The 14,826-nt window shown below is 71.5% G+C and carries 13 protein-coding genes; 6 read left to right on the forward strand and 7 right to left on the reverse strand.

Going from position 1 to position 14,826, the window contains the following annotated elements; genetic code table 11:
- The first annotated feature begins 62 nt into the window (after nucleotides 1-62).
- The gene (locus A6A25_RS36685) at nucleotides 63-1,208 is read left to right on the forward strand and encodes a lipase family protein (protein WP_241829111.1); all 1,146 of its coding nucleotides are present in this window, start codon (nucleotides 63-65) and stop codon (nucleotides 1,206-1,208) included.
- 65 nt (nucleotides 1,209-1,273) lie between these two features.
- Here A6A25_RS36685 and A6A25_RS45070 read toward each other — a convergent pair whose 3' ends face one another.
- The 4 genes from A6A25_RS45070 to A6A25_RS36705 form a co-directional block, all read right to left on the reverse strand.
- Nucleotides 1,274-2,485, reverse strand: coding sequence for a DUF6801 domain-containing protein (locus tag A6A25_RS45070; RefSeq protein ID WP_073898250.1), 1,212 nt, complete (start codon nucleotides 2,483-2,485; stop codon nucleotides 1,274-1,276).
- 138 nt (nucleotides 2,486-2,623) lie between these two features.
- Nucleotides 2,624-3,166: a hypothetical protein gene (locus A6A25_RS36695; RefSeq protein ID WP_073898274.1), complete on the reverse strand. Its 543-nt coding sequence runs from the start codon at nucleotides 3,164-3,166 to the stop codon at nucleotides 2,624-2,626.
- Between the two features lie 64 nt (nucleotides 3,167-3,230).
- Nucleotides 3,231-3,914 carry an aspartate/glutamate racemase family protein gene (locus tag A6A25_RS36700; RefSeq protein ID WP_073898276.1) on the reverse strand — a complete coding sequence of 228 codons (684 nt, stop codon included), beginning with the start codon at nucleotides 3,912-3,914 and terminating at the stop codon, nucleotides 3,231-3,233.
- 308 nt (nucleotides 3,915-4,222) lie between these two features.
- A complete protein-coding gene (locus A6A25_RS36705) occupies nucleotides 4,223-6,070 on the reverse strand; it encodes an ABC transporter ATP-binding protein (RefSeq protein ID WP_241829113.1) in 1,848 nt (615 codons plus the stop codon).
- A 232-nt stretch (nucleotides 6,071-6,302) separates the two neighbouring features.
- Here A6A25_RS36705 and A6A25_RS36710 point away from each other — a divergent pair, with 232 nt between their 5' ends.
- Nucleotides 6,303-7,202 carry a proteasome assembly chaperone family protein gene (locus tag A6A25_RS36710; protein ID WP_073898254.1) on the forward strand — a complete coding sequence of 300 codons (900 nt, stop codon included), beginning with the start codon at nucleotides 6,303-6,305 and terminating at the stop codon, nucleotides 7,200-7,202.
- 293 nt (nucleotides 7,203-7,495) lie between these two features.
- The gene (locus A6A25_RS36715) at nucleotides 7,496-7,810 is read left to right on the forward strand and encodes a chorismate mutase (protein ID WP_073898256.1); all 315 of its coding nucleotides are present in this window, start codon (nucleotides 7,496-7,498) and stop codon (nucleotides 7,808-7,810) included.
- Here A6A25_RS36715 and A6A25_RS36720 read toward each other — a convergent pair.
- Together A6A25_RS36720 and A6A25_RS36725 are read right to left on the reverse strand one after the other, a co-directional pair.
- Nucleotides 7,801-8,787 carry an LLM class flavin-dependent oxidoreductase gene (locus tag A6A25_RS36720; RefSeq protein ID WP_073898258.1) on the reverse strand — a complete coding sequence of 329 codons (987 nt, stop codon included), beginning with the start codon at nucleotides 8,785-8,787 and terminating at the stop codon, nucleotides 7,801-7,803. The genes A6A25_RS36715 and A6A25_RS36720 overlap by 10 nt on opposite strands.
- 138 nt (nucleotides 8,788-8,925) lie before the next feature.
- A complete protein-coding gene (locus A6A25_RS36725; protein ID WP_073898260.1) occupies nucleotides 8,926-10,179 on the reverse strand; it encodes a glycoside hydrolase family 16 protein in 1,254 nt (417 codons plus the stop codon).
- Nucleotides 10,180-10,316: 137 nt separating this feature from the next.
- On the opposite strand from A6A25_RS36725, the gene paaZ reads away from it, so the two are divergent.
- Both paaZ and A6A25_RS36735 read left to right on the forward strand, forming a co-directional pair.
- Nucleotides 10,317-12,341: a phenylacetic acid degradation bifunctional protein PaaZ gene (gene paaZ / locus A6A25_RS36730; protein WP_073898262.1), complete on the forward strand. Its 2,025-nt coding sequence runs from the start codon at nucleotides 10,317-10,319 to the stop codon at nucleotides 12,339-12,341.
- A gap of 115 nt (nucleotides 12,342-12,456) precedes the next feature.
- Complete coding sequence (locus tag A6A25_RS36735) at nucleotides 12,457-13,296, forward strand: aldo/keto reductase (protein WP_073898264.1); 840 nt, start codon at nucleotides 12,457-12,459, stop codon at nucleotides 13,294-13,296.
- Between the two features lie 7 nt (nucleotides 13,297-13,303).
- Here the strand turns inward: A6A25_RS36735 and A6A25_RS36740 are convergent, their stop codons facing one another.
- Entirely contained in the window at nucleotides 13,304-13,954 is a 651-nt protein-coding gene (locus tag A6A25_RS36740; RefSeq protein ID WP_073898266.1) for an MOSC domain-containing protein, read from the reverse strand.
- A gap of 95 nt (nucleotides 13,955-14,049) precedes the next feature.
- On the opposite strand from A6A25_RS36740, the gene A6A25_RS36745 reads away from it, so the two are divergent.
- Nucleotides 14,050-14,778 carry a hypothetical protein gene (locus A6A25_RS36745; protein WP_073898268.1) on the forward strand — a complete coding sequence of 243 codons (729 nt, stop codon included), beginning with the start codon at nucleotides 14,050-14,052 and terminating at the stop codon, nucleotides 14,776-14,778.
- Nucleotides 14,779-14,826 lie beyond the last annotated feature (48 nt).

The raw sequence follows: 14,826 nt of genomic DNA on the forward strand, positions 1-14,826 counted from the left end.
TGTGCATTGTCCTTGTCGTATTTGCCGGGAGGTGCCGTTTGCGAAAGATATTCTCATTATCGGTGGTCGCGGTGGTGCTGGCCGCGACCGTCACGGGTCCCACGCCCGCGGCGGCGGCCGACGACTCGTTCTACGTGCCGCCCAGCCCGCTGCCCGCGGGTGCGCCCGGTGACGTCATCCGCTTCCGCGCGTCACAGGCGGGCGCGTCGGGGTCGACGGTGCGCGCGTGGCAGGTCATGTACCGGTCGACCGACGCGTCGGGGCAGCCCAACGCGGTGACCGGCACGGTCCTCGTGCCCCGGTCGGTCGACCCGGCCACCGCGCCGGTGGTGGCGTTCGCGGTGGGCACGCACGGCCCGGCGTTCAGGTGCGTGCCGTCGGAGATGGTGCGCATCGGCGCGCTCTACGAGCAGCCCGCGGTCGACGACCTGCTGCGCGCGGGCTACGCGGTGGCCATCACCGACTACGAGGGCTACCGGCCCGACCCGAAGACCACCTACGTCACCGGGCGGTCCGAGGGGCACGCGGTGATCGACGTGGTGCGGGCCGCGCAACGGCTGCCGGGCACGGGGCTGTCCCGTGACGCGAAGGTCGTGTTCCGCGGCTACTCGCAGGGCGGCGGCGCGGCGATGTGGGCCGGGCAGCTCCAGCCCGCGTACGCGCCGGAGCTGAACCTGGTCGGCGTGGTCGGCGGCGGCGTGCCCGCGGACCTCGTGCAGGTGGCCCTGCCGCTGGACGGCCGCACGGGCTTCGGGCTGCTCGCGTACTCGTTGATCGGGTTGGACAACGCCTACCCGGAGCTCGACCTGGAGAGCTACCTCAACGACGCGGGCCGCGTGGAGTTCGCCCGCATGCAGCGGGAAGCGTGCACGGTGCAGCTGCTCGTGGACTACCGGGGCCGCAGGCTGGCCGACTACACGACGTCCAGCCCGGTGCTCACGCCGCCGTGGCTGGCGCGGGTGGCGGAGAACAAGCTCGGCGGCACGGGCATCCCGGTGCCGGTGCACGCCTACCACGCCACCGGGGACGACCTGGTGGACTTCACGCAGGCCAAGGCGTTGCGCGACGCGTACTGCGCGCTGGGCGTGCCGGTGGACTGGCACACCTACGCCACCGACCACATCACCGCCGTGTACACGGGCAACGCGGCGGCGCAGGCGTTCACGGCGGACCGGATCGCGGGCCGCCCGGCGACGTCGAACTGCTGACCGGCCCGGAGTGAACGGAGACCGCCGCGGTCGGACGCGGCGGTCTCCAGTGGTGTTCGAGGTGGTTACGCGGTCTTCGCGGTGAGCGTCAGGTCGATCGTGTTGCCCGGACCCGCGGCGAAACCGCTGACGATGTCGTTGAGCGGGCCGCAGCCGGTCAGCGCCGGGATCGCGTACGTGCCCGAGAGCTTGCCGCCCTTGAGCGGGTCGAAGCCCGCCGCCGAGGTCAGCGCGATGTCCGCGGGCGTGGAGGTCCGGCAGTTCGGGTCGTTGCTGATCGGGATGCCGAACGCGGTGACCGACGGCAGCTTGATGGTGACCTTCGAGCTCGACTTCACCGCGCCGGCGGTGAGGGTGCCGGTCGTCTTGCCCTCCGGCACGAACTCGATCTTCGACTCCACCGGCACGAACCCGAACAGGCTGAACTTGCCCGAGGTCGGCGGCAGCACCAGGTCGCCGGTGAACCTGCCGGTCGCCAGCTCCAGGTCGGCGTTCAGGCTGCCCGGCCCGAGCGCCACCGAGCCGCCCAGCTTCTTGATCGTCGACGTGCCGTCCAGCGAGTAGGCGTACTCGATGCCGCCGGGGGGCTGGGTGGTCGTCGTGGTCGTGGGCACGGTCGTGGTGGTCGTAGTGGTGGTGGTCGTGCTCGTGGTCGTCGTCGTGGTCGGGCCGCCGCCGCCCGACACGTCGAACCGGATCAGCGTCGGGTCCTGGCCGGGGTCCAGCACGCAGTTGGACGTGAAGGTGCCCAGGCCGGTGTCGGTGCCGTCGGCCTTCTTCGGGGTCAGCGTCGTGCTGTAGTTGCCGACCGTCACGGTCGTCGTGCCCGCCTTCGGGATCACCGCGGTCGGCACCGGGCCGCTCGCGACCACGTCGAACGCGCCCTCGGCGGGCACCGGGGTCTTCGGCACGGTCAGGCCGGGGATCTTGATGTCGAGCTTGCTGCCGGCGTTGTCCAGCGTCACGCCCGCCTCGGCGGAGCCCTCCACCGTCGCGGCGCCGACCAGGGTCAGGCCCTGGGTCGCGGTCGGCGGCACGGTGACCGTCGCGGAGAAGTCCGTGGTCGTCAACTCGCCGCCGACGGTGGCCGGCGCGTCGATCGTGGCCCGGATGCGGGTCGACAGCACCTGGTTGCCGATCAGCGGGAACGGGCAGGTGAACGTCAGCGTCTTGTCGACCTGGACCGGCGCCGCCGAGCCGCTGCCGACGCCGGCGAGCAGACCGGCCACGACGAGCCCGGACGTCACGCCCGCGCCCAGTATTGTCTTCAACCTCACGGGTGATCCTTCCTCGAAATCTGCCGGAAATGTGCCGACTCGACGGAAGCTAATGAGGTGCTCGGACCACCGGCAAGAGTTGGCCGGAAAACCCGCGAAATCCGCTAAATAATGCGCCGGACATTGTTCCCGGCGGCCCTACTCGTCTTCCTTCGCCTCACCGCGGCGGCGCATGAAGGCGAATCCCGGGATGCCGAGGATCGCCTGCCGGACGTCATTGGTGACCTCCAGCAGCTGGTGGATGTCCGGGCCGACGCGGTCCAGCGTGGCCAGGATCGGCAGCACGTCCTCGATCAGGTGCTTGGTCACCACCGGCAGCTGGTCCACCAGTTGCACGGCGGCGTCCACCTCGTGCGGCGACAGGTCGTCCACGAACCGCTCCGCCAGCGGCTGGGCCTTGCGCACGATCGGCGCGTAGCTGTCCAGCAGTTCCCGTGACGTGTGGGCGGTGCGGCCGACATCCGTCGTCACACCCTCGGCCGCCGCCGTGACGGCCTTGGCCCGGCCGACCAGGGCCTCGGTCTCGGCCAGCACCCGTTCGGTGCGGGAGACCAGCTCGTCGGCCCGGCGGACGACGGCCTCCGCCGCACCCAGCAGGTCCAGCACGCGGCCGGGCACGGACACGGCGGTCTCGACGGTGCTCTTGGCCAGGCCGAACAGGCCGCGCGGGGTCAGCTCCATGCCGTCCACTCTGCCGCACGCGACCGCGCCCGGCCTCAGGGAGATCCCTGACGAGGTGGAACCTTCAGACCAGGGCCAGTTCGACGCCGGTCTCCACGTGGATGCGGGTGGAGTCGACCAGCGGCACCGCGCTGTCGGACTGGTCGACCAGCAACGTGATCTCGGTGCAGCCCAGGATCACCGCCTCCGCGCCCCGCTCCACCAGCCGTGCCATCACGTCCCGGTAGGCGGCGCGGGACGCGGGCTCCACCCGGTTCTTGGTCAGCTCCTGGTAGATCACGTCGTGCACGAGCGTGCGGTCCGGCTCGTCCGGCACGACCAGGTCGATGCCGTGCTCGCGCATCCGGTCGCGGTAGAAGTCCTGCTCCATGGTGAACCGGGTACCGAGCAGGCCGACCTTGCGGTAGTCGGTCAACCTCCGCGCCGTCGCGTCCACGATGTGCACGAACGGCACCTTGATCGCGTCCGTGATCGCGTCGGCCACCTTGTGCATGGTGTTGGTGCACAAGAGCACCAGGTCCGCGCCCGCGCCTTCGAGCTTGCGCGCGGCCTCGGCCAGCAGCTCACCCGACCGTTCCCACTGCCCCGTCCGCTGCAACTGCTCGATCTCGGCGAAGTCGACGGTCAGCAGCAGGCTGGGCGCGCAGTGGTGGCCGCCGAGCCTGCGCCGCGTCTCCTCGTTGAGCAGCCGGTAGTACTCGGCCGACGATTCCCAGCTCATCCCGCCGATCAACCCGATGGTCCGCATGACCACGATTGTGTCAGTCACGCGGCGGTGACCTGCGGTACTTCGCCTTGTCGGCGCAGCAAGCGCCGTGGACGCCTTCGGCCTCGCCCCCGCCGCCTCGCCACTGCCTCGCCACTGCCTCGCCACTGCCTCGCCACTGCCTCGCCACTGCCTCGCCACTGCCTCGCCACTGCCTCGCCGCCGCTCGCCGCCGCTCGCCGCCGCCTCGCGGCCGTTCGCCCACGCCGCCCCGCCGCCCCGCCGCCCCCGCCGCCCCGCCGCCGCCCCTGCCGCCCCGCCGCCCGTGCCGCCGACTCGGTGAGGCGTGCCTAGGCTCGCGCCTCCTCCGCGAACTGGGTCCGGTACAGCTCTTCGTAACGCCCGCCCGCGGCGAGCAGGTCGGTGTGGGTGCCGCGTTCCACCACCCGACCGCCCTCCACCACGAGGATCAGGTCGGCCGCCCGGATGGTCGACAGCCGGTGCGCGATCACCACCGCCGTCCGCCCGTCCAGCGCCTCGCCCAACGCGGCCTGCACCGCGGCCTCCGAAGTGGAGTCCAGGTGCGCGGTGGCCTCGTCGAGGATCACCACCCGCGGCTTCGCCAGCAGCAGCCGGGCGATCGTCAGCCGCTGCCGCTCACCACCGGACAGCCGGTAGCCCCGCTCGCCGACCACCGTGTCCAACCCGTCCGGCAGCGACGCCACCAGGTCGGCCAGCCGTGCCCGGCCCAGCACCTCCCACAGTTCCTCGTCCGTCGCACCCGGCCGCGCGAGCAGCAGGTTCGACCGGATCGACTCGTGGAACAGGTGACCGTCCTGCGTCACCATGCCCAGCACCTCGCGGACCGAGTCGGCCGTCAGGTCGCGCACGTCCACCCCGGACAGCCGCACCGCACCCGAGTCCACGTCGTACAGCCGGGGCAGCAGCGAGGCGATCGTGGACTTCCCCGCGCCCGACGAGCCGACCAACGCCACCACCTGGCCCGGCTCGGCCCGGAACGACACGTCGTGCAGCACCTCCACCCCGCCGCGGTTGTCGAGCACCGCGACCTCTTCCAACGACGCCAGGGACACCTTGTCCGCCGACGGGTAGGCGAACCGGACGTTCTCGAACTCCACCGACACCGGACCGTCCGGCACCGACCGCGCGCCGGGCTTCTCGCTGATCAACGGCTTCAGGTCGAGCACCTCGAAGACCCGCTCGAAGCTCACCAACGCGCTCATCACCTCGACCCGCGCGCTGGCCAACGCCGTGAGCGGTGCGTACAACCTGGTCAGCAGCAACGCCAGCGCCACCACCGACCCCGGGTCCAACTCGCCGCGCAGCGCGTAGAACCCGCCCAACCCGTACACCACGGCCAACGCCAACGCCGAGACGAGCGTGAGCGCGGTCAGGAACACGGTCTGCACCATGGCCGTGCGCACCCCGATGTCCCGGACCCGCCGCGCCCGCGTCGCGAACTCCGCCGACTCGTGCGCGGGCCTGCCGAACAGCTTCACCAGCGTCGCGCCCGGCGCCGAGAACCGCTCGGTCATCTGCGTGCTCATCGTGGCGTTGTGGTTGGCCGCCTCACGTTCCAGCCGCGCCAACCGCGCCCCCATCCGCCGTGCCGGCACCACGAACACCGGCAGCAGCACCAGCGCGAGCAGCGTGATCTGCCACGACAGGCTGATCATCACCACCAGCGTCAGCGCCAGCGTGACCAGGTTGCCGACCACACTGGACAGGGTGTCGCTGAACGCCCGCTGCGCACCGATCACGTCGTTGTTGAGCCGGCTCACCAGCGCCCCGGTCCGGGTGCGGGTGAAGAACGCGATCGGCATCCGCTGCACGTGGTCGAACACCGTGGTCCTCAGGTCCAGGATCAGGTCTTCGCCGATGCTCGCCGACAACCACCGCGTCACCAGGCCCAGCCCCGCCTCGACGATCGCGATGCCCGCGATCACCGCGGCGAGCGCCAGTACCACGTCGTATGACGAGCCGTTGACGATCGCGTCCACGATCCGGCCCGCGAGGACCGGGGTCACCACCGCCAGCACCGCCACGACCACGCTCAGGGTGAGGTACTGGCCGAGCCTCACCCGGTGCGGACGGGCGAAAGCCCAGATTCGGCGGAACGTGGCGACGGAGAACGATCGCCTGTCGTCCTGCGCGTTGGTCACGTGGTAGAGCGACATCCAGGCGGTGGTCTCCATGTCCATGCCCGGAACGTAAAGCCTGGAGTCAGGTGGAGGTCAAGCTTCGGAAGACAGCCCTGATCACCGGGGACGAGTGGATGGTCCAGCAGGGCGCCGGCCCGGTTCGGATTCGGCCTCGCCCGAGTGCTCGACGGGATCGGGGAATGGAACAGCGGTCGCTCGACGTTGACGGAGGGGAGGACTGTCATGTGAGCACTTGGGGAGGCACGCGGTGGCGCTGGACCCGGAGGATCTGTTCGAGGTCGACTCCGACGTCCCGGACCTGACCGGAGCGGTGCTGTTGCACCACTTCGACGGCTTCATGGACGCCGGTGCGGCGGGGTCGGCGCTGGTCGCCCACCTGCTGGAGGTGCACGAGCACCGTGTGATCGCCCGGTTCGACATCGACGACCTGATCGACTACCGCGCCCGGCGGCCGACGATGACCTACGCCACCGACCGGTGGGAGTCCTTCGACGCGCCCGAGCTGGTCGTCCACCTCATGCACGACGCGGTGGGCACGCCGTTCCTGCTGATGACCGGCCCCGAGCCGGATCGCCGGTGGGAGGCGGTGGTCGCGGCGGTGCGGTCGCTCATCGACCGGTGGGGGCTGCGGCTCGCGATCAGCTTCCACGGCATCCCGATGGGCGTGCCGCACACCCGGAAGCTGTCGGTGATCTCGCACGCGACCAGGCCCGAGCTGGTCGTGGAGGGCTCGCCGTTCAGCCGGGTGCAGGTGCCGGGCAACCTGTCGGCGCTGCTCGAGCTGCGGCTCGGGGAGGCCGGTCTGGACGCCATGGGCTTCGCCGCGTACGTCCCGCACTACCTCGCGCAGGGCACCTACCCCGCTGCCGCGTTGAGCCTGCTCCAGGCGTTGACGAAGTCGACGGGCCTGGTCATCCAGGCCGCGGCCCTGAACGAGGCGGCGCGGCGGACGGACGCCGAGATCACCCGCCAGGTGGCGGAGTCGGCCGAGGTCGCGCAGGTGGTCGAGGCGCTGGAGCGGCAGTACGACGCGTTCACCGAGACGTCGGACAACCTGCTCCTGGACGACGACGAGCCACTGCCCAGCGCGGACGAGCTGGGTGCGGAGTTCGAGCGCTTCCTGGCCGAGCAGCAACGCGACCACTGAGCGGCCCCTGGCGCACGACCACTGTCGGCTGGTTCGGCTGCGGTCGCGCTGGTGGCTGCGGTCGCGCTGGCGGCCAGGTGGGCTGCGGTCGCGCCGGTGGCCGGGTCGGTTGGGATCGGGCTGGGCGGTTGAGAGCTGGGTTGGCTGCGGTCGCGCTGGCGGCCGGGTCGGTTGGGGTCGGCGGCGCGTGGTGCGGGCGGTCGCCCAGCGGGCGGTCATCCGGAGGGCCGTCGCCTGACTGGCGGCGGCGAGTGGCCTGAACAGCGGTGGGTGACGTCGTGGATGATGGTGGGGTGTCAGACTCCGCGTCGTCTCCGACGTTCCCCCTCCCGACGTCGCTGGCCGAGGTCCGGGAGCGCATCGATGTGATCGACTCCGAGCTGGTGCGCCTGCTGGCGCAACGGCAGGGGCTGGTGCGTGCCGCCGCGGCGTTCAAGTCGGACGACCAGGCGGTCCGGGCGCCGGACCGGGTCGCCCGGGTGATCGCCTCGGTGCGGGACCGGGCGGTGGACGCGGGGTTGGAGCCGGCGGTCGCCGAGGCGGTGTGGCGGGCGATGATCGACGCGTTCATCGAGGTCGAGTTGGCCCAGCACGTCGCTCAGCGGTAGAGCGCGGCGAGTTGGCGGTACGAGTCCAGCATCGCGGCGCGGTCGTAGGTGCTCGTGGTGACCAGGACCTCGTCGGCGGCGGTGTGGGTGAGCAGGGTGTCCAGGGCCTTGGCGACCTCGGACGGTGTGCCGTAGATGTGTCCTCGCAGCGACTGCTCGAACAGGGTGCGCTCCCTGCCGGTCATGGGGCGGGCGAGGATGTCGTTCGGGGCGCTCAGGGGTGGGAACTCGCCTCGGGTGCGTGAGTAGGCCATCGACCACGCCTCGGGTACGAGGAGTCGCCAGGCGTCCTCGGTCGTGTCCGCCACGGCGACGGTCGAGGAGATCACCACGTAGGGCTCCGAGGCCCAGGTCGAGGGGCGGAACCCGGCACGGTAGGTGGTGATGGCGTCGATCATGGCGTCTTCCCCGCGGAACGAGCCGATGACGAGTGGGACGCCGTGCGCGGCGGCGACGCGTGCGCCGGCGCCGGTGGCCAGGACGAACGGCGAGACCCGGAGGCCGTCGGCCGGGTAGCCGCGCACGGCCTGGTCGCCGGTGAAGTAGCCCAGCAGCTCCGCGAGCCTCGGGCCGAACTCGGCGGCGTCGGACTTGTCGTGCCCCAACGCCTTGCGGACCGCCTCGATGAAGCCGACCGAGCGGCCGAGGCCCATGTCGATCCGGCCGGGGAACAGCGACTCCAGCACCCCGAACTGCTCGGCCACGACCAGCGGCTGGTGGTTGGGCAGCATCACGCCGCCCGTGCCGACCCGGATCCGGGACGTCGCCGCGGCGACGGCGGCGGCCAGCACGGTCGGCGCGGAACCCGCCACGCCCGGCACGCCGTGGTGCTCGGACACCCAGAAGCGGTGGTAGCCGAGCTCTTCGGCCTGTCGGGCGAACGCGACCGTGTCGCGCAGCGCCTCGGCGTGGCTGTGCCCTGCCCGCACCCGCGACCGGTCCAGCACGGACAGCTTCACCCCGCGGTCGAGCCTCACACCGTGGTCAACGGCCGCGGACGGCCCGGCATTCCGGTCCCTGGTAGCGCCCGGTTCCGCCACGGGGAGGGCTCGACCACATGCCGCCGCGACCGCGGGGGAGAGTCCGCGGTCGCGGCGGCGGTGGGGAGAGGTCGATCAGGCGACGGCCCACTTCTGGTTGGCGGTGCCGTAGCAGGTCCACAGCTGCAGGCGGGTGCCGTTGGCGGAGCTGTGGTTCTGCGCGTCCAGGCACTTGTTCGCCTGGATGTTCACGATGTCGTTGGCGCCGCTGACCGCCCACTTCTGGGCGCCGGTGCCGTTGCAGTCCCACAGCTGGACCAGGGTGCCGTCCGCCGTGCCGCCCGACGCCGCGTCCAGGCACTTGCCCAGCGCGCGGATCGTGCCGTCGCCCGGACGGGACCACTGCTGGGCCGCGGTGCCGTTGCAGTCCCACAGCTGAACGGGCGTGCCGTTGGCGGTGTTCGCGCCGGCGACGTCCACGCACTTGCCGCCGATGCCGGTGATCCGCCCACCCGCGGGCGGGGTGCTGTCCAGCGTCGACACGCGCACGTAGTCGATCACGAACTGCTGCGGGAACGTGGTGGAGGCGTCCGGGTAGCCCGGCCACTCACCGCCGACCGCCAGGTTCAGGATGATGAAGAACGGCTTGTTGAACACCCACTGGTCGCCGCCGAGGTCGGCGGGCGTGCGGCGCTGGTAGACGTTGCCGTCCACCGACCACGCGATCTGGTTCGGCGACCACTCGATGGCGAAGGTGTGGAAGCCGTCGGCGAAGTTCGGCCCGTTGAACGGCATGCCGATACCGCCCGCGCCCGAGTAGCCGGGCCCGTGGATGGTGCCGTACACGGTGTCCAGGTCGTGGCCGAGGAACTCCATGATGTCGATCTCGCCGCTGTTCGGCCACGGGTTGCCGGAGTTGATGTCCTGGCCGAGCATCCAGAACGCGGGCCAGATGCCCTTGCCGCGCGGCATCTTCATCCGCGCCTCGACCTTGCCGTAGGTCGTGGTGAACTTGCCCGCGGTGTTGATCCGGGCCGACGTGTACTGGCACCGGCCGTACCAGCAGTTGTAGTTGCCGGGGTTCTCCTTGCGCGCGGTGATGACGAGGTTGCCCGCGCCGTCCATGGCCGCGTTGCTCGCCGACGTCGTGTAGTACTGGTGCTCGCGGTTGTTGCCGTTGTTGTCGCCGACCTCGGTGTTCCACTTGGAGGCGTCGGGCCGCGTGCCCGCCGGTCCGTTGAACTCCTCGGCGAAGGTGACCGCCATCGTGCCCACGTCGGCGGCGGCGTTCGGGGCGGCGGCGTTCCCAACAGGCGCGGCCTGCGCGGCGGGCAGGGCCAACCCGCTGAAGGCGAGCACGACCGCGCTCATCACCACTCGTGTCCTCATCGACACTCCTCTCACTCTGGCGGCAGCCAGCCAGAAGTTACTGCATAGCCTTTAATCAAGTCACGATGAAAGTAGGGAGGCTTTACTGTCGGGTCATGCCGGGACACCCACCGGCCCGACGAGGAGGTCGACACCCGATGGCCATGCTGCGCAGCTACGTGTCAGGTCGCTGGCACACCCCGTCCGTCGAAGGGACGCCGCTGCACGACGCGGTGACCGGTGAGGAGATCGCGCGGATCTCGTCGCACGGCATCGACCTGGCGGCGGCGCTGGACCACGGCAGGCGCGTCGGCGGACCGGCACTGCGGGAGCTGACGTTCCACCAGCGCGCGGCCCTGCTCAAGGCCCTCGCCTCACACCTGCGCGAGCACCGCGACGAGCTGTACGCCCTGTCCGCCCGATCGGGCGCCACCAGGACGGACTCGCTGATCGACGTGGACGGCGGCATCGGCGTGCTGTTCGGCTACGCGAGCAAGGCCAAGCGCGAGCTGCCCAACGACAAGGTGTACGTGGACGGCAACGTCGAGCCGCTGAGCAAGGGCGGCACGTTCGTCGGCCAGCACGTCGCCACCCCGCTGCGGGGCGTCGCGGTGCAGATCAACGCCTTCAACTTCCCCATGTGGGGCCCGTTGGAGAAGTTCGCCCCCGCGTTCATCGCGGGCGTGCCGTCGCTGATCAAGCCCGCCTCCCAGACGGCCTACGTCACCGAGAAGCTGGTCGAGCTGATGCTGGCCTCGGACCTGCTGCCGGAAGGCTCGTTGCAACTGCTCACCGGCAGCGCGGGTGACCTGCTCGACCACCTGACCGGCCAGGACCTGGTCGGCTTCACCGGCTCGGCGTCCACCGCCCAGGTGCTGCGCACCCACCCGGCCGTGGTGCGCAACAGCGTGCGCTTCAACGCCGAGGCGGACTCGCTGAACTGCTCGATCCTCGGCCCGGACGCGGTCGAGGGCACGCCCGAGTTCGACCTGTTCGTCAAGCAGCTCGTCAGCGAGATGACGGTCAAGGCGGGCCAGAAGTGCACCGCGATCCGGCGCGCCCTGGTACCCGCCCCGCTCGTGGACGCCGTCGCCGACGCCGCCGCCGCACGACTGGCGAAGGTCGTGATCGGCAATCCGGCCAACGAGAGCGTGCGGATGGGCGCGCTGGCCGGGCTGGAGCAGCGCGAGGAGGTCCGGCGGTCGCTGAAGGCGTTGCTGGAGGTCGGTGACGTCGTCTACGGCTCGCTGGACCGCGTGGACGTGGTGGACGCCGACGCCGAGCGCGGCGCGTTCCTGTCGCCGGTGCTGCTCAAGGCCGACCCGGACCACGCCCAGCCGCACGAGGTGGAGGCGTTCGGGCCGGTGTCGACGCTGATGGCCTACCGCGACGCCGAGCACGCCGTCGAGCTGGCCGCCCGGGGCGCGGGCAGCCTGGTCGGCTCGGTCGTCACGCACGACGCGGACTTCGCGCGGGACGTGGTGCTGGGCGTGGCGCCGTGGCACGGCCGCCTGCTGGTGCTCGACCGGGACGACGCCAAGGAGTCCACCGGGCACGGTTCACCGCTGCCCGCGCTGGTGCACGGCGGGCCGGGCCGGGCGGGCGGTGGCGAGGAGATGGGCGGCATCCGGGGCGTGCTGCACCACATGCAGCGCACCGCCGTGCAGGCGAGCCCGCGGATGCTGAGCGCGGTCACCGGGCGGTGGGTGGCGGGCGCGCCGCGCACCGAGTCGGACGTGCACCCGTTCCGCAAGTCGTTGCGGGAACTGCGGATCGGCGACACGGTCGTGGCCGGACCGCGGGTGGTCACGATGGCCGACATCGAGCACTTCGCCGAGTTCACCGGCGACACGTTCTACGCGCACATGGACGAACAGGCCGCGGCGGCGAACCCGTTCTTCGGCGGTCGGGTCGCGCACGGCTACCTGGTGGTGTCGTTCGCGGCGGGCTTGTTCGTCTCGCCCGAGCCGGGGCCCGTGCTGGCCAACTACGGGCTGGAGAACCTGCGGTTCCTCACGCCCACGTTCCCGGGTGACGAGCTGACCGTGACGTTGACCGCGAAGCAGATCACTCCGCGTGAGGACCAGGACTACGGCGAGGTCCGCTGGGACGCCGACCTGGTCAACCAGAAGGGCGAGTCGGTGGCCAAGTACGACGTGCTCACGCTGGTCGCCAAGCAGTAGCGCGGTTCCACCAGGTGGACGCGCGTCGATCGGGCTACCCCGAACGGGAACAACCGACGCGCTCCACCGGGTTGGCGGGAAGGAGGATCGTCAACGAGTTCGAGGAGCACCTGAGGTGTCTGAGACCTTTTCGCTGGGCGGCGACCTGACCGTCAACCGCCTCGGCTACGGCGCGATGCGGCTCACCGGTGAGGGCATCTGGGGGTACCCGGCCGACCGCGACAACGCACTCGCCGTGCTGCGCCGGGCGGTGGAGCTGGGTGTCGACTTCATCGACACCGCCGACGCCTACGGCCCCCACATCAACGAGGAGCTGATCCGGCAGGCGCTGCACCCCTACGCCGACGGACTGGTCATCGCGACCAAGGGCGGCCTGCTGCGCACCGGCCCGAACGAGTGGCCCGTCCTCGGCAGGCCCGCGTACCTGCGGCAGGCCGTGGAGACCAGCCTGCTCCGGCTGGGCGTCGAGCGCATCGACCTGTACCAGCTGCACCGCGTCGACCCGGACTACCCGCTGGAGGACCAGGTCGGCGAGCTGGCCAAGCTGCGCGACGAGGGCAAGATCCGGCACATCGGACTGTCCGAGGTGGATGTCGCCCAGGTCAAGGCCGCGCAGGCCGTCACGCCGATCGCGAGCGTGCAGAACCTGTACAACCTGGCCGACCGCCACCACGAGGCCGTGCTGGAGTACGCCACCGAGCAGGGCATCGCGTTCATCCCGTGGTTCCCGGTGGCGACCGGCGAGCTGGCCCGGCCGGGCAGCGTGCTCGACGCGGCGGCCAAGGAGCACGGCGCCACGCCCGCCCAGCTCGCGCTGGCGTGGCTGCTGCGCAAGTCGCCGGTCGTGCTGCCCATCCCCGGCACGTCCTCGATCGCGCACCTGGAGGAGAACGTGGCGGCGGCGCGGATCGAGCTGACCGACGAGGAGTTCGAGAAGCTGTCCGCGCTCGCCTGAGCGACCGCTACGCCGGGTCGAACGCCCGCCGTTCGATCCGGCGCCGCAGGTCGTCGTGCAGGTCGTCACCGGCGGCCAGCAGGCCGGGCAGCAACGCCGGCTCCAGCGTCAGGGCGCGGAACGCGTGCGCGATCGTGACGCCGTGGTCGGGCCGGTGCTCGATCGTGATCTCGTCACCCGCGGTGATCGTGCCGGGTTCCAGGACGCGGAAGTACGTGCCGGGAAGCCCGCGCTGGGTGAACGTCTTCACCCACCCGCGCTCCTCCATCACCCCGGCGAACGTCCGGCACGGCACCCGCGGGCTGGTCGCCTGGAGCAGCACACCACCGATCCGCCACCGCTCGCCGATGAGGGCGCCGCACACGTCGACGCCCGTCGTGGTCAGGTTCTCGCCGAAGAGCCCCGGCCGCAGGTCGCGGCCCAGCTCCACCGACCACTCGTCCAGGTCCTCCCGGGCGTAGGCGTAAACGGCCTGGTCACCGCCGCCGTGGTGGCGCCCGTCGGAGATGTGGTCGCCGGCGACGCCGCTGCCGCCCGGACCGGGTGCGCGGACCTCCACGGGGCCCGGCACGGGGCGCTTGCCGATGCCGGTGTGGCCGACGGTGGCCTGGTCGAACTCGACGCGGGAGCCGACGTTGACGGAGAGCACGTGGGGCATGGCACCGACGGTAGCCGAGGCACTTTCCGGGTTCGTACTCCTTATCGGTCGCGAGTGGGGGAGGATGACGTGGTTCACCGTCCGTGGGGGGAGACATGCGCAGGTCCGTCGTCGCAGTGGTGCTGGCCTCGATGGCGCTGGCGGGCTGTGCCGAGCGGACAGCCCTGCCGACACCGACGCTCGGCCCGGTGGCGGAGGACAGCGCGACGTTGATCACGGGCGTCGCCGCCCGTGCCGACGAACAGCGGTCCGTGCGGTTCACCGCCGAGACCACCATGACCGGGCTGCGGGTCACGCTCGACGGCGGCCTGCTGCGCGCCCGCGAGGACCGGCTGGTGTCGTTGCGGCAGGACTCGTCCACCGACGTCGTCGTGCTGGCCGACGCCGGCTATTCCCGCACCGACGGCGGCGCGTGGACCAGGCTCGACCTGGCCGAACGCGCGCCGGTGCGGGCCGACACCACGGTCGCCGGCCTGGCCGACGAGGTGGACCCGGCCTCGGTGGTGCGGTCGCTGGCGGGCGGCCTGCTCGTGGAGAAGGGCGAGGAGCGGCTCGACGGCGTGCCGACGCGCCGGTACGCCCTGCTCGTCGACCTGCGGCAGCAGGCCGAGCGGACGCCGGACAGCTCGCGGCGCGCGCAGCTGCTGGCGGCCTACGAGTCGGGCTTCACCGCGTCCGCCACTGTGTGGGTGGGGCCGGGCGACCTGCCGGTGCGGGTGGAGCAGGTGCTGAAGACGTTGGAGGACAACGTCTTCCAGCGCACCGAGCACCGCTTCACCGACTGGAACGCCGACATCCGGGTCACCGCCCCGCCGGTGCCCTAGCCGCCTAGGCGGCGTCTCCTAATTGTGGGAAGCGGTGCGGCAGATCAT

Source organism: Saccharothrix sp. CB00851 (assembly GCF_001905065.1).
Lineage (GTDB): Bacteria > Actinomycetota > Actinomycetes > Mycobacteriales > Pseudonocardiaceae > Actinosynnema.

Bases quoted from the DNA above. Each gene is read 5' to 3' on its own strand.
- A6A25_RS36725 (WP_073898260.1), bottom strand. From the start codon at position 10,179: ATGAGGACACGAGTGGTGATGAGCGCGGTCGTGCTCGCCTTCAGCGGG.
- A6A25_RS36705 (WP_241829113.1), bottom strand. From the start codon at position 6,070: ATGTCGCTCTACCACGTGACCAACGCGCAGGACGACAGGCGATCGTTC.
- A6A25_RS36700 (WP_073898276.1), bottom strand. From the start codon at position 3,914: ATGCGGACCATCGGGTTGATCGGCGGGATGAGCTGGGAATCGTCGGCC.
- A6A25_RS36740 (WP_073898266.1), bottom strand. From the start codon at position 13,954: ATGCCCCACGTGCTCTCCGTCAACGTCGGCTCCCGCGTCGAGTTCGAC.
- A6A25_RS36695 (WP_073898274.1), bottom strand. From the start codon at position 3,166: ATGGAGCTGACCCCGCGCGGCCTGTTCGGCCTGGCCAAGAGCACCGTC.
- A6A25_RS36745 (WP_073898268.1), top strand. From the start codon at position 14,050: ATGCGCAGGTCCGTCGTCGCAGTGGTGCTGGCCTCGATGGCGCTGGCG.
- paaZ (WP_073898262.1), top strand. From the start codon at position 10,317: ATGGCCATGCTGCGCAGCTACGTGTCAGGTCGCTGGCACACCCCGTCC.